Origin of the sequence: Streptomyces sp. NPDC029041, from assembly GCF_040637515.1 — a bacterium.
GTDB lineage: Bacteria > Actinomycetota > Actinomycetes > Streptomycetales > Streptomycetaceae > Streptomyces.
This window is the reverse complement of record NZ_JBEZWO010000004.1, coordinates 180151-205067: the sequence shown is the minus strand read 5'-3', so window position 1 is coordinate 205067 and position 24917 is coordinate 180151. Positions and strand designations below refer to the sequence as shown.

Genomic DNA, 24917 nt, shown 5'->3' with positions numbered 1-24917 from the left:
CCGTGCTTCAGGCCGCTTCGGGGCCTCTGAAGGTGCGCCGGTAGGCGTTCGGGGTGGTCCCGATCACCCGGACGAAGTGGTGGCGCAGCGTGGCCGCGTTGCCGAACCCCGTTCGGCCGGCGATCGCGTCCATGGTCTCGTCCGTCGCCTCCAGCAGCCGCTGGGCCAGCAACACGCGCTGGCGCAGGATCCAGCGGTAGGGAGTCGTGCCCGTCTCCTGCTGGAAGCGGCGGGCGAAGGTCCGCGGGGACATGTGGGCGCGGGCGGCCAGCTGCTCGACGGTGACCTCCTCGTCGAGGTGCCGCTCCATCCACGCCAGCACCTCGCCGATGGTGTCGGCCTCGGGGAGCGGCAGCGGGCGCTCGATGTACTGGGCCTGGCCGCCGTCGCGGTGCGGCGGCACCACCATCCGCCGGGCGATCTTGTTGGCGACCTCGGTGCCCTGCTCCTTGCGCACCAGGTGGAGGCAGGCGTCGATCCCGGCGGCCGTGCCGGCGGACGTGATCACGGGGTCCTCGTCGACGTAGAGCATGTCCTGCTCCACGACCACGCGTGGGTACTGCCGGGCCAGGTCCTGGGCGTGCTTCCAGTGCGTGGCACAGCGCCGGCCGTCCAGCAGCCCCGCCGCGGCCAGCACGAAGACGCCGGAGCAGACGCTCAGCACCCGGGCGCCGCGGTCGACCGCGCGGCGCAGGGCGTCCAGCAGTTCCGGCGGGAAGTCCCGGTGCGCGTAGCTCTGCCCGGCCGGCACGGCGATCAGGTCGGCCGTCTCCAGCCGCTCCAGGCCGTGCTCGGCCTGGAGCGAGAAGCCCGAGTTCATCCGCAGCACCGGACCCTCGGCCGAGGCGACGGCGAAGTCGTACACCGGCAGGCCCTCGTCGCTCCGGTCGGTGCCGAAGACCTCGCACACCACACCCAGTTCGAAGGGGTTCACGCCGTCGAGGAGGGCGACGGCCACGTTCTGCAGCATGCGTCCAGTGTGCCTCGCCGTTGGCAGTAATTCGAGGGTCTACGGCAGTACTGCCACTGACGGTAAGGAGTAATCAGCGCGACAGTGGTGTCCATGAACAGCAACCAGGTAGAAGCACTGATCGGACTGACCGCCACCTTCGGGATCCTGGTCCTCCTGATCCTCCCGTCCGTGATCGGCCTGGTGCGCGAGAGGCGCATCGACCGTCAGATCCGGGAGGCCCAGGAGGCCCGCGAAGAGGTGCCGGCTCAGAAGTCCTCGTCCAGGTCGACGGTGCCCTCCACCGCCACCTGGTACGCCGAGGGACGCCGCTCGAAGAAGTTGGTCAGCTCCTGAACCCCCTGGAGCTCCATGAAGGAGAAGGGGTTCTCGGAGCCGTACACCGGAGCGAAGCCGAGGCGGGTCAGCCGCTGGTCCGCCACGCACTCCAGGTACTGCCGCATCGACTCGGTGTTCATGCCCGGGAGACCGTCACCGCACAGGTCGCGCGCGAACTGCAGCTCGGCCTCGACGGCCTCCCGGAGCATGTCCGTCACCTCCTGCTGGAGCCGGTCGTCGAACAGCTCCGGCTCCTCCTTGCGGACGGTGTCGACCACGTCGAAGGCGAAGGACATGTGCATCGTCTCGTCGCGGAACACCCAGTTGGTGCCGGTGGCCAGGCCGTGCAGCAGGCCCCGGCTGCGGAACCAGTAGACGTACGCGAAGGCGCCGTAGAAGAACAGGCCCTCGATGCACGCGGCGAAGCAGATCAGGTTGAGCAGGAAGCGGCGGCGGTCCGCCTGGGACTCCAGGCGCTCCAGCTTCTCGACCTCGTTGATCCACTTGAAGCAGAACCCGGCCTTCTCGCGGATGGACGGGATGTTCTCCACGGCCGCGAAGGCGGCGGCACGGTCCTCCGGGTCGGGCAGGTAGGTGTCCAGCAGCGTCAGATAGAACTGGACGTGCACGGCCTCCTCGAAGAGCTGTCGGCTCAGGTACAGCCGCGCCTCGGGCGAGTTGATGTGCTTGTACAGCGTCAGCACCAGGTTGTTCGCGACGATCGAGTCGCCCGTCGCGAAGAAGGCGACCAGCCGGCCGATCAGGTGCTGCTCCGCCGGTGACAGCTTGGCGAGATCGGCGACGTCGGAGTGGAGGTCGACCTCCTCCACGGTCCAGGTGTTCTTGATGGCGTCCCGGTAGCGCTCGTAGAAGTCCGGGTAGCGCATGGGGCGGAGAGTCAGCTCGAAGCCGGGGTCGAGCAGGTTCTGGCTGGTCATTACTGGCAGGCCTCGCAGGACTCGGGGTTTTCCAGGGAGCAGGCGACCGCTTCGGGATCGGGGGTGGCCTGCACGGGGACGCTGGCCTTCGCGGCACGGGCGATGCGGGTCGCCGGGCGCGAGCGCAGGTAGTACGTCGTCTTCAGCCCGGACTTCCAGGCGTAGGCGTACATCGAGGAGAGCTTGCCGATGGTCGGCGTCTCCAGGAAGAGGTTCAGCGACTGGGACTGGTCCAGGTACGGAGTCCTGGCCGCCGCCATGTCGATCAGACCGCGCTGCGGGATCTCCCACGCCGTGCGGTAGAGGGCGCGCACGTCCTCGGGGATCCAGGCGAAGTCCTGCACCGAGCCGTTGGCCTCGCGCAGGGCCTCACGGCTGCGGGCGTCCCACACGCCGAGCCGCTTCAGCTCGTCCACCAGGTAGGAGTTGACCTGGAGGAACTCGCCCGACAGCGTCTCGCGCTTGAAGAGGTTGGACACCTGCGGCTCGATGCACTCGTACACGCCCGCGATGGAGGCGATGGTGGCCGTGGGCGCGATGGCCAGGAGCAGCGAGTTGCGCAGGCCGGTCGTGGCGACGCGCTCGCGCAGGGCCGCCCAGCGCTCCGGCCAGGCCGGCTCGGTGTCGTAGTGGTCGGGGTGCAGCACGCCCCGGGCCGTACGGGTCTTCGCCCAGGCCGGAAGGGGGCCGTTGCGCTCGGCGAGGTCGGCGGAGGCCTCGTAGGCGGCGAGCATGATGCGCTCGGCGATACGGGTGGACAGGGCCTTGGCCTCGGGCGAGTCGAAGGGCAGGCGCAGCCGGAAGAAGACGTCCTGCAGACCCATCGCGCCGAGGCCGACCGGACGCCAGCGGGCGTTGGAGCGGCCCGCCTGCTCGGTCGGATAGAAGTTGATGTCCACGACCCGGTCGAGGAACGTGACGGCCGTGCGGACGGTCTCGTCCAGGCGCTCCCAGTCGATGTCCCCGCCGGTCACGAACGCGCCGAGGTTCACCGAGCCCAGGTTGCAGACCGCCGTCTCACCGTCGTCGGTGACCTCCAGGATCTCCGTGCAGAGGTTGGAGGAGTGCACGACGTGGCCGGGCTCGGCCGTCTGGTTGGCGGTGCGGTTGGCGGCGTCCTTGAAGGTCATCCAGCCGTTGCCGGTCTGCGCCAGGGTGCGCATCATGCGGCCGTACAGCTCGCGGGCGGGCAGGGTCTTCTTCGCCAGGCCCTTCGCCTCGGCCGCCCGGTAGGCGGTGTCGAACTCCGCGCCCCACAGGTCGACCAGCTCGGGCACGTCCGAGGGGGAGAACAGCGACCACTGGGCATCGGCGTTCACGCGCCGCATGAACTCGTCCGGCACCCAGTGCGCGAGGTTCAGGTTGTGCGTACGGCGGGCGTCCTCACCGGTGTTGTCGCGCAGCTCCAGGAACTCCTCGATGTCGGAGTGCCAGGTCTCCAGGTAGACCGCCGCCGCGCCCTTGCGCCGGCCGCCCTGGTTCACGGCGGCCACCGAGGCGTCCAGGGTCTTCAGGAACGGGACGATGCCGTTGGAGTGGCCGTTGGTGCCGCGGATCAGCGAACCGCGGGCGCGGATGCGGGAGTACGCGAGTCCGATGCCGCCGGCGTGCTTCGACAGCCGGGCCACCTGGTGGTACCGGTCGTAGATGGAGTCCAGCTCGTCCTTGGGGGAGTCGAGCAGGTAGCAGGACGACATCTGGGGGTGCCGGGTGCCGGAGTTGAACAGGGTGGGGGAGGAGGGGAGGTAGTCGAGGCGGCTCATGAGCCCGTAGAGCGCCGCGACCTCGTCCAGTGCGCGCGTGGTGTCGTCCTCGGCGAGGCCGCTCGCCACCCGCAGCATGAAGTGCTGGGGCGTCTCGACGACCTTGCGGGTGTGCGGGTGACGCAGCAGGTAGCGGCTGTGCAGCGTGCGCAGGCCGAAGTATCCGAAGCGGTCGTCGGCCGCCCGGTCGATCAGCGCGTCGAGACGGGCGGCGTGGACGCGTACGAACTCGGCGGTGCGGTCGGCGATGAGGCCCTCGCGGTGGCCGACCGCGACGGACTCGGTGAAGGACGTGACGCCCTGCGAGGCGGCCTCTTCACGGATGCCGATGGTCAGCAGCCGGGCGGCCAGCCGGGAGTAGGCGGGGTCCTCGGAGATCAGACCGGCCGCGGCCTCCGTCGCCAGCTCCCGCAACTCCCGCTCGTCCGCCCGCGCGGAGCGGCCGCGCAACGCGGCGGCGGCGACCCGGCCGGGATCGGCGTCGGGGAGGTCGGCGGTCAGCTCGGTCAGGGTCCGCAGCAGCGCGGCACCGGGGGCGTCGTGCTCTTCTTCGGCGGCTGAGACCGGTTCGGCTGGCGCGATGGTCACGTGGGGCTCTCCCTCGCTCGGCACGGGGGCCTCGTCGAGGGCAGGGGGCAGCACACGAGCGCACGCGGCGTCGCGTCCACCGGCCCATTCCACGAGGCCCGGACGTCAGGGCACACCGGCCGGGTGGCCGGGCGCGCTGTCGGCAGGTCCTCGGACTGACGCCCATACGCCTATATGGGCATGGGTACACCGTTGCGGGACAGTTCCGGATTCGCACCGGATTCCCCTGCGGCGGCAGCGAGCATGAGCATACATCTTGTGCCGGGTTCGGGCGGCACCCCCAGATGTTGTGTCGCGACGGTTTCAGAGCGTCAGCTGGCAGGTGAGAAGAGTGATCTCCGTCAGTGCCGCGAAGGGGTTCCGGTCACGCTCGGGCGGGGCGTGCGTGTGTACGACGGCGGGCCGCCGTTGGTGTGATCTCGGCGGCCCGCTGCGGGTGTTGTGTGGTTGTTCGCGCCCACGCGGCGGAGCCGCATGAGTGATACGGCCCCGCGCCCCTGGGGTCAGTGAGCCGAACCGGCGGTGGCGGGCGGGAGTTCCACCTGGACGCCGGGGTCGCCCGCGTCCGCCGTGTAGTCCTCCGGCTTGGTCTCGTCGATGCCGTCGGGGGCCTTCAGGGCCTTCAGGACGAAGGTCAGGACCACCGTCACCACCACGTTCAGCACGAACGCCGTGAGGCCGATGTAGCCGATCTCCCCGATGCCCGGGATCTCCTTCGCGGAGCCGCCGAAGTGCTTTTGCGTCGGGGAGGCCACGCCGTACGCCGCGACCGTGCCGTAGATCATGCCGACCGCCCAGCCCGCGAGCAGCGCCCAGCGGTGGAACCAGCGCGTGAACAGGCCGCCGACCAGGGCCGGGAAGGTCTGCAGGATCCAGATGCCGCCCAGCAGCTGGAAGTTGATGGCGACCGTCTTGTCCATGGTGAGGACGAAGGCCAGGGCGCCGACCTTCACCAGCAGGGAGACCAGCTTGGAGACCTTGGTCTCCTGCGCCGGAGTGGCGTCCGGCTTGATGAAGTCCTTGTAGATGTTGCGGGTGAAGAGGTTCGCGGCCGCGATGGACATGATGGCCGCCGGCACCAGCGCGCCGATGCCGATCGCCGCGAACGCCACACCCGCGAACCAGTCCGGGAACATCGTCTCGAACAGCTGCGGGATCGCCAGCTGCCCGTTCTGCACCTTGATGCCGGCCGCGATCGCCATGAAGCCGAGCAGCGCCAGCAGACCCAGCATCAGCGAGTACAGCGGCAGGATCGTGGTGTTGCGGCGGATCACCTCACGGCTCTTCGAGGACAGCGTCGCCGTGATCGAGTGCGGGTACATGAAGAGCGCGAGGGCGGAGCCCAGCGCCAGCGTGGCGTACGTCCACTGGCCCGGCTCGGCCGGTGTCAGCGCACCGCGCGGCGCGCCCGTCGCCGGGTTGGTCTGGCCGTACGCCTCTCCGGCCTTGGCGAAGATCTCGTCGAAGCCGCCCAGCTTGATGGGGATGTAGATGATCGCCACCGCGATGACGATGTAGATCAGCGTGTCCTTCACGAACGCGATGAGCGCGGGGGCCCGCAGACCCGAGGAGTACGTGTACGCCGCCAGCACGCCGAACGCGATCAGCAGCGGCAGGTCCTTGATGAACCAGTTGGTGTTCTCGCCGCCGCCGACGCCCATCACGTCCAGCACGGCCTGGATGCCGACCAGTTGGAGCGCGATGTAGGGCATCGTCGCCAGGATGCCGGTGAGCGCCACCGCCAGCGACAGGCCCTTCGAGCCGAAGCGGCCGCGCACGAAGTCGGAGGTCGTGACGTAGCCGTGCTTGTGGGACACCGACCACAGGCGCGGGAGGAAGGTGAAGATCAGCGGGTACACCAGGATCGTGTACGGCACCGCGAAGAAGCCGGCCGCGCCCGCCGCGTAGATCGCCGCCGGCACGGCGACGAAGGTGTACGCCGTGTACAGGTCGCCGCCGAGCAGGAACCAGGTGATCCAGGTGCCGAACGACCGTCCGCCCAGGCCCCATTCGTCGAGGCTGTGCTCGTTCTCGGCCTTGCGCCAGCGCGCGGCCAGGAAGCCCATGACCGTGACGGCCAGGAAGAAGAAGATGAAGACGCCGAGCGCGACGCCGTTCACGCCGTCCTTCACTGCGACGCACCGCCCTTCGCGGCCGAGCGGGCGCGCTGGTCACGCTGCCAGAGCTTGTAGGCGATCATCGTCAGAGCGGTGGAGATCAGCACCCAGGCCATCTGGTACCAGTAGAAGAACGGGATCCCGATGAAGGCCGGGTCGGTCTTGGCGTACGAGCCGACCCACAGCATGGCCACGAAGGGCGCTATGAGGCAGACCGCGATGACGACGCGCACGGGCGTCACCACCGGCCCTCTGCTGGCTTGTGGGGCTTGCGACATCAGGCGGCTCCGTCCCCTTGGTGATCACTTGCGGCGCAGGCAATCTAGGTCAGGGTGAGGCGGGAACGGAACCCCTCGTCCGCAATGCGGTACCCAACCGAAACCAGGCGTCAGCAGCGACGGAAGCCCTGCGGCGCGGTCACTCGGCAGGCCGCTTCAGGCGGGCCACGAACTTGTACCGGTCCCCGCGGTAGACCGACCGCACCCACTCCACCGGCCGGCCGTCCCGGTCCAGCGAGTGCCGGGAGAGCATCAGCATCGGCAGCCCGACGTCGGTGCCCAGCAGACCGGCCTCGCGCGGGGTCGCCAGCGACGTCTCGATGGTCTCCTCGGCCTCCGCGAGCCGGACGTCGTAGACCTCGGCCAGCGCCGTGTACAGGGACGTGTACTTCACCAGGGAGCGCCGCAGCGCCGGGAAGCGCTTCGCGCTCAGGTGGGTGGTCTCGATCGCCATCGGCTCGCCGTTGGCCATGCGCAGCCGCTCGATGCGCAGCACGCGTCCGCCGGGTGTGATGTCGAGCAGTCCGGCCAGGCGGTCGTCGGCGGTGATGTAGCCGATGTCCAGCAGCTGCGAGGTGGGTTCGAGGCCCTGGGCGCGCATGTCCTCGGTGTACGAGGTCAGTTGCAGCGCCTGCGAGACCTTCGGCTTGGCGACGAAGGTGCCCTTGCCCTGGATGCGCTCCAGCCGGCCCTCGACGACCAGTTCCTGCAGCGCCTGGCGCACGGTCGTGCGCGAGGTGTCGAACTCCGCCGCCAGGGTGCGCTCGGGCGGGACCGGCGTGCCGGGGGCCTGGGTCTCCGTCATGTCGAGCAGGTGTTTCTTCAGGCGGTAGTACTTGGGCACGCGCGCGGTACGGACGGGCACCCCGTTCTCGTTCTCCGCACTGCTGACGTCGGTGCTCATGCTCCGCCTTCCCGGCCCGGTCTGCCGACACGATCCCACTTGTATACCGTCGGCGTCTCTTTTGGTCTAGTCCACCATTCCCTGTGGTCTACCCGCAGTATGCCGCGTCCCGCGCGGATTTTCGCTGCCTTCTTACTTAAAGGTTCCTGCATATGTAGGTCGCATAACGGCTGGTCAGGGCCGTATCGAGGCCCTTGACAGGCCTTCTGGTCTGGTCCAAGCTCCCCGGTACTGGTCTACACCATTGGTCCAGGCCCGGCCCCACGTTCACTGCGGGGAGCCAGGGGGGTTGTGGGATCCCTGAGGAGGGTGGCGTGAAGCGCAAGCTGACAGCCGCGATCGGTATCGCGGGCATGATGGTCTCCATCGCGGCATGCGGGGGCGAAGGCGGCGGGGACTCCGACAAGGGCGCGGACGCCAAGGAGCTGACCGTCTGGCTCACCGTCGACGCCCAGAACAACTGGCCCGCACTGGTGAAGGCCGCCGACGCCGCGGTGCAGAAGAAGCACCCCGGCCTCAAGATCAATCACGAGTACTACGGCTGGCCCGACAAGAACGCCAAGCTCGACGCCGTCCTCGCCACGGACAAGGCCCCGGACGTGGTCGAGATGGGCAACACCGAGATGCTCGGCTACATGGTCAAGGGCGCCTTCGCCCCCCTCGACGCGGCCACGTTCGACAACTCCGACGCCTGGCTGGACGGCCTCAAGGCCTCGGTCACCTACGACGGCAAGACCTACGGCGTCCCGTACTACGCCGGCGGTCGCGTCGCCAACTGGCGCAAGGACGTGGCGGCGTCCGTCGGGGTGAAGTCGGCGCCGAAGACGTACAAGGAGCTGACCGCCGCCCTGGACAAGATCCAGAAGAAGCAGGGCGACAAGTTCAGCGCCTGGTACCAGCCCACCCGCGACTGGTACGCGGCCATGTCCTTCGTCTACGACGCCGGCGGCGCCATCGCCACCGAGTCGGGCGGCCAGTGGAAGGCATCCCTCTCCTCGCCCGAGTCCCTCAAGGGCCTGAAGGAGTTCAAGAACGTCGTCGACTCCTACATGCACGGCGACAAGACCAAGGACGAGTCCGACCGCTACATCGTCTACGGCCAGGGCAAGTCCGCCATGATCTTCGCCGCCGCGTGGGAGGGCGCCACCGCCGAGGACCCGAAGAACGACAAGACCGGCAAGCTGAAGGGCAACCTCGAGAACTTCGTGATGCCCGGCCCGTCCGGCAAGAACATGCCCGTCTTCCTGGGCGGCTCCGACCTCGCCGTGCCGGTGAAGTCCGACGCGCAGGCCCTGGCCGCCGAGTGGATCAACGCGTTCACCGGCTCCTCCGGCCAGAAGGGCCTGATGGCCAAGGGCAACCTGCCCAACAACAAGACCGACCTCGCGACGCTCAAGAACGACCCGAAGACGGCCGTCCCCGCCACCGCGGCCGAGTCCAGCTGGTTCGTCCCGATGGCGCCCGGCTGGGGCCAGGTCGAGAAGGCCCAGGTCCTGCAGACCATGCTGCAGAACATCGGCACCGGCAAGAAGTCCGTCGAGGCCGCCGCCAAGGAGGCGGACGCCGCGATCGACAAGGTCATCAACACCAAGTGACCTGAGCGCAGGGCCCCGTCGCCTCCCCGCAGTCCTCGACGGGGCCCTGCATCTCGTACGGCCTGAGGGATCGTCAAGGAGCGCGCGATGAGTGCCGCAGAGACCACCACCACCGCCAAGGTGCCGCCACCGCGGCAGCCACCACCGCCGCCCCTGGAAAACCGGCGGCCCCGCGGACAGCGCACGCCGGGCGGGGCCTCGGTCCCCTGGCTGCTGCTCGCGCCCTGCCTGCTGATCCTCGCCCTGGTCATGGGCTATCCGCTGGCCCGCCTGGTCACCCTGTCCTTCCAGAAGTTCGGGCAGTCCCAGCTGTGGGGCTTCCAGCCGGCCGAGACGGTCGGGTTCGACAACTTCGCCAAGGTGCTGGGCGACGGCGAGTTCTGGGCCGTCGTCGTGCGCACCATCGTCTTCGCGGCCGGCGCCGTCGTCTTCACCATGGTGATCGGCATGGCGCTCGCCCTGCTGCTCCAGCGGGTCTCCGGCTGGCTGAAGATGCTCATCAACATCGTGCTGGTGGCGAGCTGGGGCATGCCGGTGATCGTGGCGACCACCGTCTTCAAGTGGCTCTTCGACTCGGACTACGGCGTCTTCAACGCGCTGCTCAGCAAGCTGCCCGGCGTCGACATGGTCGGCCACAACTGGTTCGCGAGCGGCCCCCAGGGGCTGGCCGTGATCATGCTGCTGGTGATCTGGGGAGCCGTGCCGTTCGTGGTCATCACCCTCAGTGCCGGTCTCACCCAGGTCCCGAAGGAGCTGGAGGAGGCGGCCCGGCTGGACGGCGCCGGCTCCTGGGGCGTGTTCCGGTTCGTCACCCTGCCCGTCCTCAAGCCGATCATCGTGATGCTCACGACCCTGTCGGTCATCTGGGACATGGGCGTCTTCCCCCAGGTGTTCGTCATGCGGGGCGGCCACCCCGAGCCGGAGTTCCAGGTCCTCAACACCTACTCCTACGACCGGGCGTTCGTGGTCAACGACTACGGCCAGGGCTCGGCCATCGCGCTGGTCACCGTCCTGCTGCTGCTCGGCGTGGTCGCCGTCTACATGCGGCAGATGCTGAAGATCGGAGAGGTCGAATGAGCACGCTCGCCGGAGCCCGCCGCCGCAGGAACCCGCGGCTCGGCTGGAACCTCCTCGGTCTCCTGGTCTTCCTCATCGCGGGCTTCCCGCTCTACTGGATGCTCAACACCGCGTTCAAACCCGCCAAGGACGCCATCGACCCGGATCCCAGCCTGCTGCCGACGGGCTTCACCCTGGACAACTTCGGCCGGGCGCTGGACATCGCCGACTTCTGGGGCCCGGTGGGCCGCAGCATGGTCGTGTCGCTGGCCGTGGTCGTCATCGGCATGGCCGTCGGACTGCTGGCCGCGCTCGCCATCTCCCGGTTCGCCTTCCGCGGCCGCAAGATCGTGATCGTGGGCATCCTCGCGGTCCAGATGGTGCCGCTGGTCGCCATGATCATTCCGGTGTTCCTGCTGCTCAACGACCTGGGCCAGTACGACCGGCTCACCGGCCTCATCATCACGTACCTGACCTTCATCCTCCCCTTCACGGTGTGGACGCTGCGCGGCTTCATCGTCAACATCCCGAAGGAACTGGAGGAGGCGGCCATGGTCGACGGCTGCTCGCGCACCGGCGCCTTCCTCCGGGTCGTCTTCCCGCTCCTGGCCCCCGGCATGGTCGCCACCTCGGTCTACGGTTTCATCCAGGCCTGGAACGAGTACCTGTACGCCCTGATGCTCCTCAGCCAGAAGAACCAGACCGCGACCGTCTGGCTCGGCAACTTCACCACCAAACACGGCACCGAATACGCCCCGATGATGGCCGGCGCCACGATGATGGCCGTGCCGATCGTCGCCCTCTTCCTCCTCGTCCAGCGCAAGATGGCCGCGGGCCTGACCGCGGGCGCAGTGAAGGGATGACCTCACCCGATGACGACACTCGCCGACGGCACCGACACGCTCACCCGCGATGCCCTGACGGTCCTCCAGCCCGGCTTCACCGGCACCACCGCCCCCGACTGGCTGCTGCGCCGGCTCGGCGAGGGCCTCGCCTCCGTCGGACTGTTCGGCCGCAACATCGCCTCGCCGGACCAACTGGCCGCCCTGACCGCCCAGCTGCGGGCCGAGCGTGACGACGTCCTCGTCGCGATCGACGAGGAGGGCGGTGACGTGACCCGCCTGGAGGTGCGCAGCGGATCCTCCGTCCCGGGCAACCACGCCCTCGGCGCGGTCGACGACGTGGAACTGACCCAGCAGGTCGCCCACGAACTGGGCCGGCGCCTCGCCGCCTGCGGCGTCAACCTCAACTGGGCCCCCTCCGCCGACGTCAACTCCGACCCGCGCAACCCGGTCATCGGTGTGCGCTCCTTCGGCGCCGACACCGAACTCGCCGCCCGGCACACCGCCGCCTACGTCACCGGTCTGCAGTCCGCCGGGGTCGCCGCCTGCACCAAGCACTTCCCGGGCCACGGCGACACCGCCGTCGACTCCCACCACGCCCTGCCCCGCATCGATGTCCGCGCCGAGGTGCTCGCCGAGCGCGAACTGAGCCCCTTCCGTGCCGCCATCGCCGCCGGAACCCGGGCCGTCATGAGCGCCCACATCCTGGTCCCCGCGCTGGACCCCGACCGCCCGGCCACCCTCTCCCGCCGCATCCTCACCGACCTGCTCCGCGAGGAGCTCGGCTACGACGGGCTCATCGTCACCGATGGCATGGAGATGCAGGCCATCGCCGGCACCTACGGCATCGAACGCGGCAGCGTCCTCGCCGTCGCCGCGGGCGCCGACGCGATCTGCGTGGGCGGCGGCCTCGCCGACGACGCGACCGTGCTGCGCCTCCGGGACGCCCTCGTCGGAGCCGTGCGGGCGGGTGAACTCCCGGAGGACCGCCTCGCCGAGGCCGCCGACCGCGTACGCGCACTGGCTCGCTGGGCGGGCACGTCGGCTCACCCGGCCGCGAACACCGCCGGCACCGGGATCGGCCTGCACGCCGCCCGCCGTGCCCTCACCGTGACCGCCGCACCCGGCCTCGGCAGTCCCGACACCTTCGAGCCCCTCACGGAACCGCCCTACGTCGCCGCGCTCACCCCCGTGGCCAACATCGCGGTGGGCGACGAGACCCCGTGGGGCATCGCCGCGGAGCTCGCGCACCTCCTGCCGGGCACGGTGACGGGCAGTTTCTCTGCAGGGGACGGCCCGGAGAGCGCGGCCGGCGAGAGCGCCGGCCGGGCGGCACTGGAGGCGGCCGGCCCGCGCCGCATCGTCGCGGTCGTCCGCGACGAACACCGCCACCCCTGGATGGCCTCCGCCCTCGACACCCTGCTGGCGGCCCGCCCCGACACCGTCGTCGTCGAGATGGGCGTCCCTCAGGCCGCCCCGCGCGGCGCCCTGCACATCGCCACCCACGGCGCGGCCCGCGTCTGCGGCCGGGCGGCGGCCGAAGTGATCGCCGGGGTCACAGGGCTGTAAGAGCGCGGGGGCGAACCGGCCGTGCCGTCCGATCCGTGCCGGCACGGATGGGGACGCGGATGGGGACGCCCTTCGCGACAGCGATGGGTTGCGGCCGGGCTTCGGCTCTCTCCTCGGGGCTGCCGCCACGGTGTCGCACACGACGCCGCGGCGGCACGGGACTCCCGCCGCGCCAGGGAACGATCCCGCGGGTCACTGCACCGAGACCCCTGTCGTCGGGCTGGTTCAGCTCCCCTGCCTGGCCGGTCGGTTCAGATCCCCTGCCAGTCCGGCTTGTTGGCGTAGGTGTGGCGGAAATAGTCCGCCAGCTTCAGCTTCGACGCGGCGGCCTCGTCGACGACGACCGTCGCGTGCGGGTGGAGCTGGAGCGCTGACGCGGGACACACCGCGGCGATCGGCCCTTCCACCGTCGCCGCCACCGCGTCCGCCTTGCCCTCGCCGGTGGCGAGCAGCACCAGATGCCGCGCCTCCAGGATGGTGCCGATGCCCTGCGTGATCACGTGGTGCGGCACTTGGGTGATGTCGCCGTCGAAGAACCGCGCGTTGTCGATCCGGGTCTGCTCGGTCAGCGTCTTGATCCGTGTCCGCGACGCCAGCGACGAGCACGGCTCGTTGAAACCTATGTGTCCGTCGGTCCCGATGCCGAGCAGCTGAAGGTCCACACCTCCCGCGTCCGACAGGACCTTGTCATAGGCCTCGCACGCCCCCTGCACGTCCGCCGCCGTGCCGTCCGGGCCCGTGAACTGCTCCATCCCGATCCCGAGCGGCTCCAGCACCTCCCGCCGCAGCACCGACCGGTACGACTCCGGATGATCGGAGGGCAGCCCCACGTACTCGTCGAGCTGCGCGATCCGCGCCCGCCCGACGTCCACCGCGCCGGAGCGCACCTTCGCCGCCAGCGCCTCGTAGACAGGCAGGGGCGTCGAGCCCGTGGCCACGCCGAGCAGGGCGTCGGGCTTGCGCCGGAGCAGCTGTGCCATGGCCTCGGCGATGAGCTCGCCGCCCGCCTTGGCGTCCGGAACGATGACAACTTCCACGCTGGGCCTGCCGATCTGAGAGGACTGCTCAACTGGGAGCCGACCCGGGAGGGGGTCTTGTGGTTTAGACCAATCTAACAGAGCGGTCCTGCCGCTCCCAGGGTGTGTACCGGTGCTCCCGCGCGGATGGCGCTGCAGCGCCGACCAGGTCACCAGAGGATGAACAGCACCGCTGCACAGGGTGCGGACATGCGATCTGGGCATCCCGGGCGGGCGGTGTCCGACCCGGGGGAGTGGAATGGGGTCTGCACCCGCCCCGCCCCCGGAAGGAACCCGCCATGACCGCCGCAGCCGCACCGGACCCCCTCAGCGAACTCCCGGGCCGGACCATGGCCCGTGAGATGGCGGAGCAGCCCGCCGTCCTGCGCCGGATCCTGTCCGAGGGCGCCCCCGCCATCCAGGACGTGGCCCGGCGGATCGCCGCCCGCACGCCCCGCTTCGTCCTGCTGACCGCCCGCGGCACTTCCGACAACGCCGCCCTGTACGCCAAGTACCTCCTGGAGATCCGGCTCGGCCTGCCCTGCGGACTCACCTCGATGTCCACCACCACGGCCTACGGCGCCCGGCCCGACCTCACGGACGTCCTGGTCGTCACCGTCAGTCAGTCCGGTGGCTCCCCCGACCTGGTCGCCTCGACCCGGGCCGCCCGTGAGGCGGGCGCCATCACGCTGGCCGTCACCAACAACCCGGACTCACCGCTCGCCGGTGTCTCCGAGTACCACATCGACATCATGGCCGGGCCCGAGAAGGCCCTCCCCGCGACCAAGACGTACACGGCCTCCCTTCTCGCGCTCTACCTCTTCGTCGAGGGCCTGCGGGGCGGCGACGGCGCTCCTGCGCGGGTGCTGCCGGAGCTCGCCGGGCAACTGCTCGCCCGCCAGGGGGAGGTGCGCACGCTCGCCGCCCGCTACCGCTTCGCCGAGCGCATGGTGATCACCTCTCGCGGTTACGGCTACCCCACGGCCAAGGAGGCCGCCCTCAAGCTGATGGAGACCAGCTACATCCCCGCCCTCTCCTATTCCGGCGCGGACCTGCTGCACGGACCGCTCGCCATGGTCGACAACGTCTCCCCGGTCATCGCCGTGGTCACCGACGGCAAGGGCGGCGAAGCCCTCCAGCCCGTCCTGGACCGGCTGCGCGGCCGCGGCGCCGACCTCGTCGTCATCGGGCCCCGGCACCAGGTGGAGCAGGCCTCGGCCGGCTTCGTGCTGCCCACCGACGGCGTGGCGGAGGAGGTCCAGCCCGTGCTGGAGATCATCCCCCTCCAGCTCCTGGCCTACGAGGTCACCATCGCCCGGGGCCAGGACCCGGACGCGCCCCGGGCACTGGCGAAGGTGACGGAGACCCGCTGAGGGCGAGGGAGGGGCGGGGCCCGCCCGCGTCCCTCCCCGCCGCGGTCAGGTGAGCGAACCCCCCGTCACGTCCACCCAACTCCCCGTTGTCCACCGCCCGCCGTCCGACACCAGGAAGGCCACCACGTCGGCGACTTCGGCGGGCCGGCCCACCCCGCCCAGCGCCGACAGTGCAGCGGCCTTCGCCCAGCCGTCGGGACTGCCGTGCAGCAGGGCCGCCGTGTTGTCCGTGTCTATGATCCCCGGGGCCACCGAGTTCACCGTGATGCCCCGGTGCCCCAGCACCTTGGACAGGTCCCGTGAGAGGACGTCCAGCGCGCCCTTCGTCATCGCGTACGCCACGTTGTCGGGCATCGCCGCCGTCCGGGCCAGCCCCGACGAGATGTTGACGACGCGGCCGCCGTCCCGCAGGCGCGCCATGCCGTGCTTGAGGATGAAGAACGGTGCCTTCACGTTCACCGCGAAGACCTCGTCGTACTCCCGCTCCTCCAGTCGATCGATGGGCCGCGTAGTGCCGATCGCCGCGTTGTTCACCAGGATGTCCAGCCCGTCGGCATGCCGGTCGAACTCTTCCCACAACGCCTCGGCGTCCCCGGGTGTGCCCAGTTCCACCCCCAGTGCGAACGCCGAGCCACCGGCCCTCTCGATCGCCGCGACCGTTTCCTTCGCCGCCGTCTCGTTCCTGCCGTAGTGCACCGCGACCCGGGCGCCGTCGCGCCCCAGCCGCTCGGCGATGCCTCGCCCGATGCCCCTGCTCGCCCCCGTGACGAGTGCCGTCCTGCCCGTGAGCACGCCCATGGCGGCGCCCCCTTCTCATTTTTCTAGCGGTCGCTACAGAAATGACCGTACAGCAGCCGGTCTTCATTTCTCTAGTGCCCGCTATAAAATGCACCCCATGGTGAACGAGGACGGAACCGCGAAGGCGCCGAAGGGGGCCGACACCACGGATGCGACGGCCGCCGGTCCGGCCAAGGCCAGGACCAGGCCCCGCGGTCGCCCCCGCTCCTTCGATCGCGAAACCGCACTCGAGAAGGCCCTCCTGGCCTTCTGGGAGCACGGCTACGAAGCCACGTCCGTCTCCGACCTCACCCGGGTCATGGACATCGGAGCCCCCAGCCTCTACTCCGCCTTCGGCGACAAGCGGTCCCTCTTCGAAGAGGTCGTCCAGGTGTACGGCACGCGATACGGCTCCTTCACCGAGCGCGCCCTCACCGAGGAGCCCACCGCCCGGGCCGCCGTGGAGCGCACCCTGCGCGAAGCCGCCACGGCGTACACCGAACCCGGCCACCCGCACGGCTGCCTCGTCGTCCACGCCGCCGCGAACTGCTCGAACCCGGAGGTGGAGCAGTCGCTGCGGGACCGCCGCAACGCCAACATCGCCGCGTTCGAAAACCGCATCAGGGCCGACGTCGCCGCCGGCGTGCTGCCGCCCGCCACCGACGCCGCCGCACTGGCCCGTCACACCGGAGCGATGATCCAGGGCATGTCACAACAGGCGCGCGACGGGGCGAGCAGGGAGGAACTGGAGGCGGTCGCGGAAATTGCCCTGTCCATCTGGCCCCGCACAGGAACCCACACGGGTTAGGCTGCCTGCTGGACTCCGCTGCGTCCGACGCGTCGCGGAAATGACAACAACGAACAACCTCCCACGCATGGACACCCCCAAGTGGTCTAGTCCACAATGCGTAACGAGAGCGCGAGTGCAACGCGCACCAGCCTCCGTCTTCCCCGCACAGGAAGGCGGACCGAGGAACCGAGGCTCTCTGCCCTGACTGCCCCGGCTCCTCATCCTTCGGCCGACCGGGACCGCACACCCCACGGCCGATGCTGCTCCGGGCTGCGGTGCCGGGAGGGTTGAGGGTCCCTCTCAGGCGCCGCGGCCCGCGGGTGTTTCAGGGCCGTACGAACCCCCGGGTACGCTCGCACACGTGCCCTCCATGAACGAACTCGTACGCCAGCACACCGCCCTCGACGACACCGATCTCGAGTGGCTGCACCTGCTGGTGTCGGAGTGGCAGCTGCTCTCCGACCTCTCCTTCGCCGACCTGGTCCTGTGGGTCCCCACCAGCGACGGCACCCGGTACGTCTCGGTCGCCCAGATGCGGCCCAACACCGGTCCGACCTCGTACCAGGACGACATGGTGGGCCACCTGGTCCCGCGCGGGCGCCGCCCGCTGCTGGACGCCGCCCTCGACGAGGGCCGCATCGTGCGCGAGGGCGACCCCGAGTGGCGCGAGGAGGTGCCCGTCCGGGTCGAGTCGATCCCCGTTCGGCGGGAGGGGCGCGTCCTCGGAGTCATCGCGCGCAACACCAACCTCCTCACCGTGCGCACCCCGAGCCGCCTGGAGCTCACCTATCTGCAGAGCGCCTCCGACCTGGCGCAGATGATCGCAGCCGGGTCCTTCCCGTTCGCCAACCAGCAGCTCGACATGGACGCCTCGCCCCGCGTGGGCGACGGTCTGATCCGGCTCGACGCCGACGCGATCGTCCAGTACGCCTCCCCGAACGCCCTGTCCGCCTACCACCGGCTCGGCCTCGCCTCCGACCTCGTCGGCCAGCACCTGGGCAGGACCACCGCCGAACTCGCCCCGACCCGGGGTCCGGTGGACGAGGCGCTCGCCAAGGTCGCCAGCGGCTGGGCGCCGCGCGAGTTCGAGATCGAGGCCAGTGACGGGGTCATCCAGTTCCGCGCGATCCCCCTCAAGCCGAAGGGCACCCGCATCGGTTCCCTCGTCCTGCTCCGGGACGTCACCGAACTGCGACGGCGCGAACGCGAGTTGATCACCAAGGACGCGACGATCCGGGAGATCCACCACCGCGTCAAGAACAACCTCCAGACGGTGGCGGCCCTGCTGCGCCTCCAGGCCCGGCGCATCGAGTCCGACCGCGGGCGCGAGGCCCTCGAAGAGGCGGTGCGGCGCGTCGGATCGATTGCGATCGTGCACGAGACGCTCTCCCAGAACCTGGACGAGCGCGTGGAGTTCGACGACATCGCCGACCGTGTCCTGGCGATGGTCGCGGAGATCTCCCCGGGCAAGGTGACGGGCCGGCGCACCGGCCGCTTCGGCATCCTCGATGCCGAGGTCGCCACGCCGCTGTCGATGGTGCTGACCGAGGTCCTGCAGAACGCGCTGGAACACGGTTTCCGCGAGGGCGACACCGGCACGGTCGAGGTGTCGGCGGTCCGCGGTGGCACGACCAAGGAAGCCCGACTGCTGGTCACGGTCCAGGACGACGGGGTCGGCCTGCCGGACGGCTTTGATCCGCACACCGCCGGCAATCTCGGCCTGCAGATCGTGCGGACCCTGGTGGAAGGCGAGTTGGGCGGCACCTTCGACATGGTCCCGGCGCCGGAGCGCGGCACCCGTGTGATCCTCGACATTCCGGTGCGGTCGCAGAAGTAGCGGAATCCGAGAACGCCGGTGCGGTCCCGGAAGTAGCGGGATCCGAGAACCCGCGCGGCGGTCCCGGAAGTAGCGGAATCCGGGAACCCGCGCGGCGGTCCCGGAACAGCAATGAGCCCCGGGCCATCAAGTGGCCCGGGGCTAAAGCTCGTTGCTGCTTTACTAAGCGCATCGGGGGAACTGCGCGCTGCGGCTCGGGGGCGGGAGATGCGTACGCGCTGTCTACGGAGTAATGCCGTGAGGCACACGCGCCGCCAAGCTCAGGCTGTCAGCAGGGGTGGGTTGTCAGGCGGAGGCCTGACGGGCCCGGTTGCGGGCGGCGCGGCGCTTCATGGCACGACGCTCGTCCTCGCTGAGACCACCCCAGACGCCGGAGTCCTGGCCGGACTCGAGCGCCCACTGCAGACACTGCTCCATAACCGGGCAGCGACGGCAGACGGCCTTGGCTTCCTCGATCTGCAGCAGCGCAGGACCGGTGTTGCCGATGGGGAAGAAGAGCTCGGGGTCTTCCTCGCGGCAAACGGCGTTGTGACGCCAGTCCATGGCTGCTACCTCTCCTTGGTATTACGTGCAGGTGCTTGTGAATGTGAACGCTTTCACGAATCCCTCAACAAGTGAAGGCCGACCATCAGGGTTACCTGACGAAGGTCCTGTGAGTTGGAGAGGGGTTCTGGTGATCAGTGGAGGCCGGTCTTGCGGGCCGTCCCGATCGCCACGTAGAGACTCGCAAACCTCAGCGGCGGATACAACCCCTTCTGGAAAGTTTTTTTTGATTCTTCGGTGTCGACTAGGTCACAGCCGTACTTCCATGGGGTGGATCCTGGCCTAAACGTTCGAGTGAAAGGACTTTAGCCAGTTCTGCTCACACAATCACACGCAGTGCACGGCGTACGCCTGTGAACGTCACGCTGGTCCGCAGCCCCAGGTGGTCACCGTCCATCTGGAGGGGGAGCGGGACCTTCGAATGCAAGGTGAACTCTGTCAAGTCATGCAGAGAGGTGGCGTGCTTGCCATGGGGTCCACGCTCGGGGGACGAAGTGAGCAACTGGGTGCCATACCGGGCAACCGCCGCAGTGGAGAGACGGCTGAGACCGAAGAGGTCGAGGCCGGTATCGAACGAGGCTTTAGGTGCCGCGTAGATCGGGCGATTCCCCAGAAACGTCCAGGGCGAGGTGTTCGAGACTATGGACAGCACCAGATCGGTGACCGGATCCTCGCCGGCCCGTTCCAAGGTGATCGTCCCGTTGCGGCGGTTCGGCTCGCCCAGGAGCTGGCGCATCACCTGGCGCACGTAGAGAGCGTGTGTGGATTTCCGGCCCCGCTCTCGATGCTGCTCCACACGACCCACCACACCGGCGTCGAAGCCGAGCCCCGCGTTGAAGGTGAACCAGCGGGCCGGCACCGACTCGTCCTCCGTGCCCGGCGTGCCCGAGGTCAGACCCAGGCCGACGGTTCGCTCGCTGCCGTCGCGCAGGGCGTCCAGCAGGGCGCCGGTCGCCTCCACGGCGTCGTTGGGCAGGCCCAGGGCGCGGGCGAAGACATTGGTGGAGCCGCCGGGGACCACGGCGAGGCCGGGCAGATGGCCCGGCGCGGGGCCGGCGTGCAGCAGGCCGTTGACCACCTCGTTGACCGTGCCGTCGCCGCCGAGGGCCACCACCAGGTCGATGTCGTCGCTGTCCGCCGCCTGCCGGCCGAGGTCGCGGGCGTGCCCCCGGTACTCGGTGGTCACCGCCTCCAGCTTCATCTCGCTGGCGAGCGCATGGATCAGTACGTCGCGTGTGCGCGCACTTGTGGTGGTTGCCGCCGGATTGACCACGAGGAGTGCACGCATGACTGGCAGCGTACCTACTGGGTGGTACCGGGCCCATACCGAGGTAGGGATCGGGTAAGAGAGCGGAGGTGAACGGCACCTCGGGGGGCGTGTACGACGAGGGCTACTCTTCAGGGGTGAGCAGCGAGCAGACCCCCACCACCGAGGAAACCACCGGCCCCCGCCCCCGGCGTGTGACGTACGCCGCGCTGCTGGCCGCGCTGGAAGGCCTCGCTCTGGTCGTCGGCGGGGTCTGGATCCTCGTCCTCGGCCTCACGGGGCATCCCGACGACCGGCAGCAGGCCGTGACCGGTGGCATCACGCTGGTCGTGCTCGCACTGCTGCCGCTGTTCGCGGCCCGCGGACTGCTCGCCCTGCGCAGCTGGAGCCGCGGCCCGGCCGTGATCACGCAGCTGATGGCGCTGCCGGTGGCCTACAACCTGCTGCAGGCCGACAGCATGGCCATTCCGGGCGGGATCGCCCTCGCGGCCGTGGCCGTCGCGTCGCTGGTGCTGCTGGTGAACCCCGAGACGACCCGGGCCCTCGGGATCCGCGGGCCCGGCAGCACCAGCAACCCGGAGAAGTAACCGTCACTCCTCGACGAGCAGCTTCTCCCGCAACTGCGCCAGCGTGCGCGCCAGCAGCCGGGAGACGTGCATCTGGGAGATGCCGACCTCCTGCGCGATCTGCGACTGCGTCATGTTGCCGAAGAACCGCAGCAGCAGGATCCGCTTCTCGCGCGGTGGGAGATCCTCCAGCAGCGGCTTGAGGGACTCCCGGTACTCCACGCCCTCCAGCGCCTCGTCCTCGGCGCCGAGGGTGTCCGCGACCGCCGGGGACTCGTCGTCGGTGTCGGGGACGTCCAGGGACAGCGTGGAGTACGCGTTGGCGGACTCCAGCCCCTCCAGGACCTCCTCCTCGGAGATCGCCAGCTTCTCGGCGAGCTCGTGAACCGTGGGGGAGCGGCCGTGCAGCTGCGAGAGCTCGGCCGTGGCCGTGGTCAGCGCCAGGCGCAGCTCCTGCAGCCGGCGCGGGACGCGCACCGCCCAGCCCTTGTCGCGGAAGTGCCGCTTGATCTCGCCGACGACCGTCGGAGTCGCGTACGTCGAGAACTCCACGCCGCGGTCCGGGTCGAAACGGTCGACCGACTTGATCAGCCCGATCGTGGCGACCTGCGTGAGGTCGTCCAGCGGCTCGCCCCGGTTTCGGAAGCGGCGGGCGAGATGCTCCACGAGCGGCAGATGCATCCGGACCAGCTGGTTGCGCAGCTCCGCGTACTCGGGACTGCCGCTGCTCAGCGTGCGCAGCTTGAGGAACATCTCGCGCGCCCCACTGCGGTCCGGCGAGCCGTGCTGCGCGCCCGGTGCGTGATGCGCGCGCGGCGTCTGATCCTCGGAGTGTCGCTCGTGCTCGCTCATCGTCCCGCCCGTCGCCCTTCCCCGAGCCCTCGCCTCCTCCGCCACTCTCGACTTCGCGGGAGTGGGGGGACCCCCCTGGGCCGGGGGTACGGCGATCCCCTCGCCCGCAGACGCGCTCGGCACGGCACCGTCCCGGTCCAGCCGCCCGCCGCCCGGGAGGACGGCCCCCGCGGAGTCGTCCTCGGGATGCGGGCGGGCCTGCTCGGGGATGCCGTCGATGCCGTCCGCCATGCGCCGGGCACCGGCCGGGCCGCTCGTGCCCGTGCCCTCGGCCGGCAGCTCTCGTGTGCCGCGCTCTTCGTCCCGCACCGGCCCGTCCTCGCTCCTCACGCCGGCCCGGGTCCCGCGCCGCGCTGTTTGTAGAGGCTGATCGAAACGGTTTTGTCCTTGTCCACGGCGGAGGAGACCTTGCCCGCCAGCGCGGACAGGACGGTCCAGGCGAAGGTGTCCCGCGAAGGGGCATGACCATCCGTGGTCGGCGCCGAGACGGTGACCTCGAGTGAGTCGTCGACGAGGCGGAAGACACAACTGAGCACCGAGCCGGGCACGGCCTGCTGAAGCAGGATCGCGCAGGCCTCGTCCACCGCGATGCGCAGGTCCTCGATCTCGTCGAGGGTGAAGTCCAAACGGGCCGCGAGACCGGCCGTGGCCGTACGCAGCACCGACAGGTAGGCCCCCGCGGCCGGCAGCCGGACTTCCACGAAGTCCTGCGTCGCGGGCTCGCCTGCGATCTGGGACACCCTCACCTCCATGGTGGTACAAGCGTTTCAGGGCCGAGGGTCGCCCCTCGGGATAACGCGATACGTGGTTCAGCGGTGACGCTACCGCGCTCTCGACGGTCCTGTCCCCGGGACCCCAACCCCTTGTCGTTACTCACAGTAAACCTGTGGATACGCTCCGTGTCTAGGGGTTGGGCGGGCCCAAATGGGAAGAGCGCGCGCCGGGTTGACGTACCCAGACGTCAGACGGTCGAACCGTCCGCCGCCGGGGCCCTGTCGCGTCACACCAGGACGTGGTCGACGAAGCACCAGCGCCAGGTCTCTCCGGGTTCGTGGGTCCGCATCACCGGGTGACCGGACTCCTTGTGGTGCTCCGCCGCATGCCGTCCCGGCGACGAGTCGCAGCAGCCGACGTGACCGCAGCTGAGGCACAGCCGCAGTTGCACCGGATCCATGCCCTCGGCCAAGCACTCCGGACACGTCTCGCTGAGCGGGCCGGGTTCGGGATGCGGCAGCGCGTCGGCATGCGTGCACTGTTTCATGATTGCCAGGTTACGACGGTCGGGCGGAAGACCGTGTCGAAAATTGAGGGCGGGCGAGAACGATGGACGTGATGCCACTGCTGCTGCTCGTGGCGGGCAGTGCCGCGACAGCCGCGGCCGCGCGGCGGACCCCGGTGCCGGCGCCGCTGCTGCTGGTGGCCGTGGCGCTGGCCGTCAGCTACGTTCCGGGGGTACCCGAGTACACGCTCGACCCGCACGTCGTCCTGCCGCTCATCCTGCCCCCGCTGCTGCACACGGCCGCGACCGACAGCTCCTACCTCGACCTGCGGGCGCAGCTGCGGCCGGTCGCGATGCTGTCCGTCGGGTACGTGCTGTTCGCGACCTTCGTCGTCGGCTGGGCCCTGTACGTGATCGTGCCGGGGATACCGCTCACCGCTGCCTTGGTCTTCGGCGCGGTGGTGGCGCCCCCGGACGCCGTCGCGGCCACGGCGGTCGCCCGCCGGGTGGGGCTGCCGTCACGGATCACCACGATCCTCCAGGGCGAGTCCCTGCTGAACGACGCCACCGCGATCACCGCCTACCGGGTGGCCCTGGCCGCCGCCGTCGGCGAGGGCGCGACCTGGGCCGGGGGCATCGGCGAGTTCCTGCTCGCGGCGGTCGGCGGTGTCGTGGTGGGCCTGCTGCTGATGGCGCCGATCCACTGGCTGCGCACGCACCTGAAGGAGGCGCTGCTGCAGAACACGCTGTCCCTGCTGATCCCCTTCGTCGCGTACGCCGTCGCCGAGCAGCTCCACGCCTCCGGCGTCCTCGCGGTCGTGGTCGTCGCGCTCTACCTGGGACACCGCGCATGGGAGGTCGATTTCGCGACCCGTCTGCAGGAGGAGGCGGTCTGGAAGATGGTCGCCTTCGTCCTGGAATCAGCCGTGTTCGCGCTGATCGGCCTCCAGCTGCCGGTGGTGCTGAGGGGACTCGGGGAGTACGAGGGTGTCGACGCCGCCTGGTACGCGATCGCCGTGTTCCTGGTCGTCGTCGCCACCCGGTTCGTCTGGGTGTATCCCGCCACCTTCCTGCCCCGGCTGCTGTCGGCCCGAGTGCGCGAACGGGAAGAGAACCCGACATGGAAGGGGCCGTTCGTGATCGCGTGGGCCGGAATGCGGGGGGTCGTCTCGCTGGCCATCGCCTTCTCCATCCCGCTCACCCTGCACGGCGGGGAGGAGCCCTTCCCGCAGCGCAACCTCATCCTCTTCCTGACCTTCACGACGGTCATCGGGACCCTGGTGGTGCAGGGCCTGACCCTGCCGCCGCTCATCCGGGTGCTGAAGTTCCCCGGGCGGGACGCCCAGACCGAGACGCTGGCCGAGGCCAACGCCCAGGCACAGGCCTCCCGGGCCGCCGAACGGCGCCTGGACGAACTCCTCGCCGACGAGCGCAACGCCCTGCCCGCCCCGCTCGCCGACCGGCTGCGCATCGTGCTGGAGCGCCGCCGCAACGCCGTCTGGGAGCGGCTCGGCCAGGCCAACCCGGTCACGGGGGAATCCGTCGACGACACCTACCGCCGGCTGTCGCGCGAGATGATCAGCGCCGAGCGCGAGGTGTTCGTCAGGCTCCGGGACGGCCGTTACATCGACGACGAGATGCTGCGGACCCTGCTGCGCAGGCTGGACCTGGAAGAGGCGGCGGCGTTCCGGGAGGCGGCGTGACGGCGGGCCGTCGCCGCAGGGAGAGACGGACAACCG

23 protein-coding genes and 1 riboswitch are annotated in these 24917 nt (G+C 69.9%); of the genes, 10 read left to right on the top strand and 13 right to left on the bottom strand.

The features are described 5' to 3' along the window. Positions 1-7: 7 nt before the first annotated feature. Positions 8-970 carry a helix-turn-helix domain-containing protein gene (locus tag AB0F04_RS11290; RefSeq protein ID WP_362040091.1) on the bottom strand — a complete coding sequence of 321 codons (963 nt, stop codon included), beginning with the start codon at positions 968-970 and terminating at the stop codon, positions 8-10. 93 nt (positions 971-1063) lie between these two features. Here AB0F04_RS11290 and AB0F04_RS11285 point away from each other — a divergent pair, with 93 nt between their 5' ends. Next, the gene (locus AB0F04_RS11285; RefSeq protein ID WP_199825691.1) at positions 1064-1306 is read left to right on the top strand and encodes a hypothetical protein; all 243 of its coding nucleotides are present in this window, start codon (positions 1064-1066) and stop codon (positions 1304-1306) included. Here AB0F04_RS11285 and AB0F04_RS11280 read toward each other — a convergent pair. From AB0F04_RS11280 to AB0F04_RS11260, 5 genes are all read right to left on the bottom strand, one after another. Next, positions 1219-2226 (bottom strand): ribonucleotide-diphosphate reductase subunit beta, encoded by a 1008-nt coding sequence (locus AB0F04_RS11280; RefSeq protein WP_362040089.1) that lies wholly within the window; start codon positions 2224-2226, stop codon positions 1219-1221. The genes AB0F04_RS11285 and AB0F04_RS11280 overlap by 88 nt on opposite strands. Beyond that, a complete protein-coding gene (locus AB0F04_RS11275) occupies positions 2226-4577 on the bottom strand; it encodes a ribonucleoside-diphosphate reductase subunit alpha (RefSeq protein WP_362040086.1) in 2352 nt (783 codons plus the stop codon). The genes AB0F04_RS11280 and AB0F04_RS11275 overlap by 1 nt, the downstream gene beginning before the upstream one ends. A 123-nt stretch (positions 4578-4700) precedes the next feature. Continuing rightward, a riboswitch (cobalamin riboswitch) is annotated at positions 4701-4835 on the bottom strand. Between the two features lie 245 nt (positions 4836-5080). Then, positions 5081-6709 carry a monocarboxylate uptake permease MctP gene (gene mctP / locus AB0F04_RS11270; protein ID WP_362040084.1) on the bottom strand — a complete coding sequence of 543 codons (1629 nt, stop codon included), beginning with the start codon at positions 6707-6709 and terminating at the stop codon, positions 5081-5083. After that, on the bottom strand, positions 6706-6972 hold the full coding sequence (locus AB0F04_RS11265) for a DUF3311 domain-containing protein (protein WP_199825692.1): 267 nt from the start codon (positions 6970-6972) through the stop codon (positions 6706-6708). The genes mctP and AB0F04_RS11265 overlap by 4 nt, the downstream gene beginning before the upstream one ends. A gap of 139 nt (positions 6973-7111) precedes the next feature. Continuing rightward, complete coding sequence (locus AB0F04_RS11260) at positions 7112-7876, bottom strand: GntR family transcriptional regulator (RefSeq protein WP_053672402.1); 765 nt, start codon at positions 7874-7876, stop codon at positions 7112-7114. A 314-nt stretch (positions 7877-8190) separates the two neighbouring features. Here AB0F04_RS11260 and AB0F04_RS11255 point away from each other — a divergent pair, with 314 nt between their 5' ends. The 4 genes from AB0F04_RS11255 (at position 8191) to AB0F04_RS11240 (ending at position 12938) form a co-directional block, all read left to right on the top strand. After that, positions 8191-9471: an extracellular solute-binding protein gene (locus tag AB0F04_RS11255; RefSeq protein WP_362040082.1), complete on the top strand. Its 1281-nt coding sequence runs from the start codon at positions 8191-8193 to the stop codon at positions 9469-9471. A gap of 87 nt (positions 9472-9558) precedes the next feature. Next, entirely contained in the window at positions 9559-10548 is a 990-nt protein-coding gene (locus tag AB0F04_RS11250) for a sugar ABC transporter permease (RefSeq protein ID WP_362040080.1), read from the top strand. Continuing rightward, positions 10545-11390 (top strand): carbohydrate ABC transporter permease, encoded by an 846-nt coding sequence (locus AB0F04_RS11245; protein WP_362040078.1) that lies wholly within the window; start codon positions 10545-10547, stop codon positions 11388-11390. Before AB0F04_RS11250 ends, AB0F04_RS11245 begins: the two co-directional genes overlap by 4 nt. Before the next feature lie 9 nt (positions 11391-11399). After that, positions 11400-12938, top strand: a complete 1539-nt coding sequence (locus AB0F04_RS11240) for a glycoside hydrolase family 3 protein (RefSeq protein ID WP_362040076.1) — start codon at positions 11400-11402, stop codon at positions 12936-12938. Positions 12939-13189: 251 nt separating this feature from the next. Here the strand turns inward: AB0F04_RS11240 and nagB are convergent, their stop codons facing one another. Next, positions 13190-13975, bottom strand: a complete 786-nt coding sequence (nagB, locus tag AB0F04_RS11235) for a glucosamine-6-phosphate deaminase (protein WP_362040073.1) — start codon at positions 13973-13975, stop codon at positions 13190-13192. Between the two features lie 278 nt (positions 13976-14253). On the opposite strand from nagB, the gene AB0F04_RS11230 reads away from it, so the two are divergent. Next, positions 14254-15327 carry an SIS domain-containing protein gene (locus AB0F04_RS11230; protein WP_362040071.1) on the top strand — a complete coding sequence of 358 codons (1074 nt, stop codon included), beginning with the start codon at positions 14254-14256 and terminating at the stop codon, positions 15325-15327. 45 nt (positions 15328-15372) lie between these two features. Here AB0F04_RS11230 and AB0F04_RS11225 read toward each other — a convergent pair whose 3' ends face one another. Continuing rightward, on the bottom strand, positions 15373-16125 hold the full coding sequence (locus AB0F04_RS11225) for an SDR family oxidoreductase (RefSeq protein WP_362040069.1): 753 nt from the start codon (positions 16123-16125) through the stop codon (positions 15373-15375). A 97-nt stretch (positions 16126-16222) separates the two neighbouring features. Between AB0F04_RS11225 and AB0F04_RS11220 the strand changes: the two genes are divergently transcribed. Both AB0F04_RS11220 and AB0F04_RS11215 read left to right on the top strand, forming a co-directional pair. Then, the gene (locus AB0F04_RS11220; protein WP_362040067.1) at positions 16223-16912 is read left to right on the top strand and encodes a TetR/AcrR family transcriptional regulator; all 690 of its coding nucleotides are present in this window, start codon (positions 16223-16225) and stop codon (positions 16910-16912) included. 352 nt (positions 16913-17264) lie between these two features. Continuing rightward, on the top strand, positions 17265-18731 hold the full coding sequence (locus tag AB0F04_RS11215; protein WP_362040803.1) for a PAS domain-containing sensor histidine kinase: 1467 nt from the start codon (positions 17265-17267) through the stop codon (positions 18729-18731). Between the two features lie 285 nt (positions 18732-19016). Here the strand turns inward: AB0F04_RS11215 and AB0F04_RS11210 are convergent, their stop codons facing one another. Both AB0F04_RS11210 and AB0F04_RS11205 read right to left on the bottom strand, forming a co-directional pair. After that, a complete protein-coding gene (locus AB0F04_RS11210; RefSeq protein ID WP_016639615.1) occupies positions 19017-19274 on the bottom strand; it encodes a WhiB family transcriptional regulator in 258 nt (85 codons plus the stop codon). Between the two features lie 319 nt (positions 19275-19593). Continuing rightward, positions 19594-20562, bottom strand: a complete 969-nt coding sequence (locus tag AB0F04_RS11205; protein WP_053672412.1) for a diacylglycerol kinase family protein — start codon at positions 20560-20562, stop codon at positions 19594-19596. A 116-nt stretch (positions 20563-20678) separates the two neighbouring features. Between AB0F04_RS11205 and AB0F04_RS11200 the strand changes: the two genes are divergently transcribed. Continuing rightward, complete coding sequence (locus tag AB0F04_RS11200; protein WP_362040066.1) at positions 20679-21128, top strand: hypothetical protein; 450 nt, start codon at positions 20679-20681, stop codon at positions 21126-21128. A 3-nt stretch (positions 21129-21131) separates the two neighbouring features. Here the strand turns inward: AB0F04_RS11200 and AB0F04_RS11195 are convergent, their stop codons facing one another. From AB0F04_RS11195 to AB0F04_RS11185, 3 genes are all read right to left on the bottom strand, one after another. Continuing rightward, positions 21132-22268, bottom strand: a complete 1137-nt coding sequence (locus tag AB0F04_RS11195) for an RNA polymerase sigma factor SigF (RefSeq protein WP_362040063.1) — start codon at positions 22266-22268, stop codon at positions 21132-21134. A gap of 17 nt (positions 22269-22285) precedes the next feature. Further along, positions 22286-22699, bottom strand: a complete 414-nt coding sequence (locus tag AB0F04_RS11190; RefSeq protein WP_003992877.1) for a hypothetical protein — start codon at positions 22697-22699, stop codon at positions 22286-22288. 260 nt (positions 22700-22959) lie between these two features. Continuing rightward, entirely contained in the window at positions 22960-23220 is a 261-nt protein-coding gene (locus AB0F04_RS11185; RefSeq protein ID WP_053672413.1) for a UBP-type zinc finger domain-containing protein, read from the bottom strand. Between the two features lie 62 nt (positions 23221-23282). Between AB0F04_RS11185 and AB0F04_RS11180 the strand changes: the two genes are divergently transcribed. Then, a complete protein-coding gene (locus tag AB0F04_RS11180) occupies positions 23283-24881 on the top strand; it encodes a Na+/H+ antiporter (protein ID WP_362040061.1) in 1599 nt (532 codons plus the stop codon). Positions 24882-24917 lie beyond the last annotated feature (36 nt).

What these genes read in the sequence shown, in the direction of transcription:
- AB0F04_RS11290 (WP_362040091.1), bottom strand. Translation starts at nt 970, where the DNA reads ATGCTGCAGAACGTGGCCGTCGCCCTCCTCGACGGCGTGAACCCCTTC.
- AB0F04_RS11285 (WP_199825691.1), top strand. Translation starts at nt 1,064, where the DNA reads ATGAACAGCAACCAGGTAGAAGCACTGATCGGACTGACCGCCACCTTC.
- AB0F04_RS11280 (WP_362040089.1), bottom strand. Translation starts at nt 2,226, where the DNA reads ATGACCAGCCAGAACCTGCTCGACCCCGGCTTCGAGCTGACTCTCCGC.
- AB0F04_RS11265 (WP_199825692.1), bottom strand. Translation starts at nt 6,972, where the DNA reads ATGTCGCAAGCCCCACAAGCCAGCAGAGGGCCGGTGGTGACGCCCGTG.
- AB0F04_RS11260 (WP_053672402.1), bottom strand. Translation starts at nt 7,876, where the DNA reads ATGAGCACCGACGTCAGCAGTGCGGAGAACGAGAACGGGGTGCCCGTC.
- AB0F04_RS11250 (WP_362040080.1), top strand. Translation starts at nt 9,559, where the DNA reads ATGAGTGCCGCAGAGACCACCACCACCGCCAAGGTGCCGCCACCGCGG.
- AB0F04_RS11245 (WP_362040078.1), top strand. Translation starts at nt 10,545, where the DNA reads ATGAGCACGCTCGCCGGAGCCCGCCGCCGCAGGAACCCGCGGCTCGGC.
- AB0F04_RS11240 (WP_362040076.1), top strand. Translation starts at nt 11,400, where the DNA reads ATGACGACACTCGCCGACGGCACCGACACGCTCACCCGCGATGCCCTG.
- AB0F04_RS11230 (WP_362040071.1), top strand. Translation starts at nt 14,254, where the DNA reads ATGACCGCCGCAGCCGCACCGGACCCCCTCAGCGAACTCCCGGGCCGG.
- AB0F04_RS11225 (WP_362040069.1), bottom strand. Translation starts at nt 16,125, where the DNA reads ATGGGCGTGCTCACGGGCAGGACGGCACTCGTCACGGGGGCGAGCAGG.
- AB0F04_RS11220 (WP_362040067.1), top strand. Translation starts at nt 16,223, where the DNA reads ATGGTGAACGAGGACGGAACCGCGAAGGCGCCGAAGGGGGCCGACACC.
- AB0F04_RS11215 (WP_362040803.1), top strand. Translation starts at nt 17,265, where the DNA reads ATGAACGAACTCGTACGCCAGCACACCGCCCTCGACGACACCGATCTC.
- AB0F04_RS11210 (WP_016639615.1), bottom strand. Translation starts at nt 19,274, where the DNA reads ATGGACTGGCGTCACAACGCCGTTTGCCGCGAGGAAGACCCCGAGCTC.
- AB0F04_RS11205 (WP_053672412.1), bottom strand. Translation starts at nt 20,562, where the DNA reads ATGCGTGCACTCCTCGTGGTCAATCCGGCGGCAACCACCACAAGTGCG.
- AB0F04_RS11185 (WP_053672413.1), bottom strand. Translation starts at nt 23,220, where the DNA reads ATGAAACAGTGCACGCATGCCGACGCGCTGCCGCATCCCGAACCCGGC.
- AB0F04_RS11180 (WP_362040061.1), top strand. Translation starts at nt 23,283, where the DNA reads ATGGACGTGATGCCACTGCTGCTGCTCGTGGCGGGCAGTGCCGCGACA.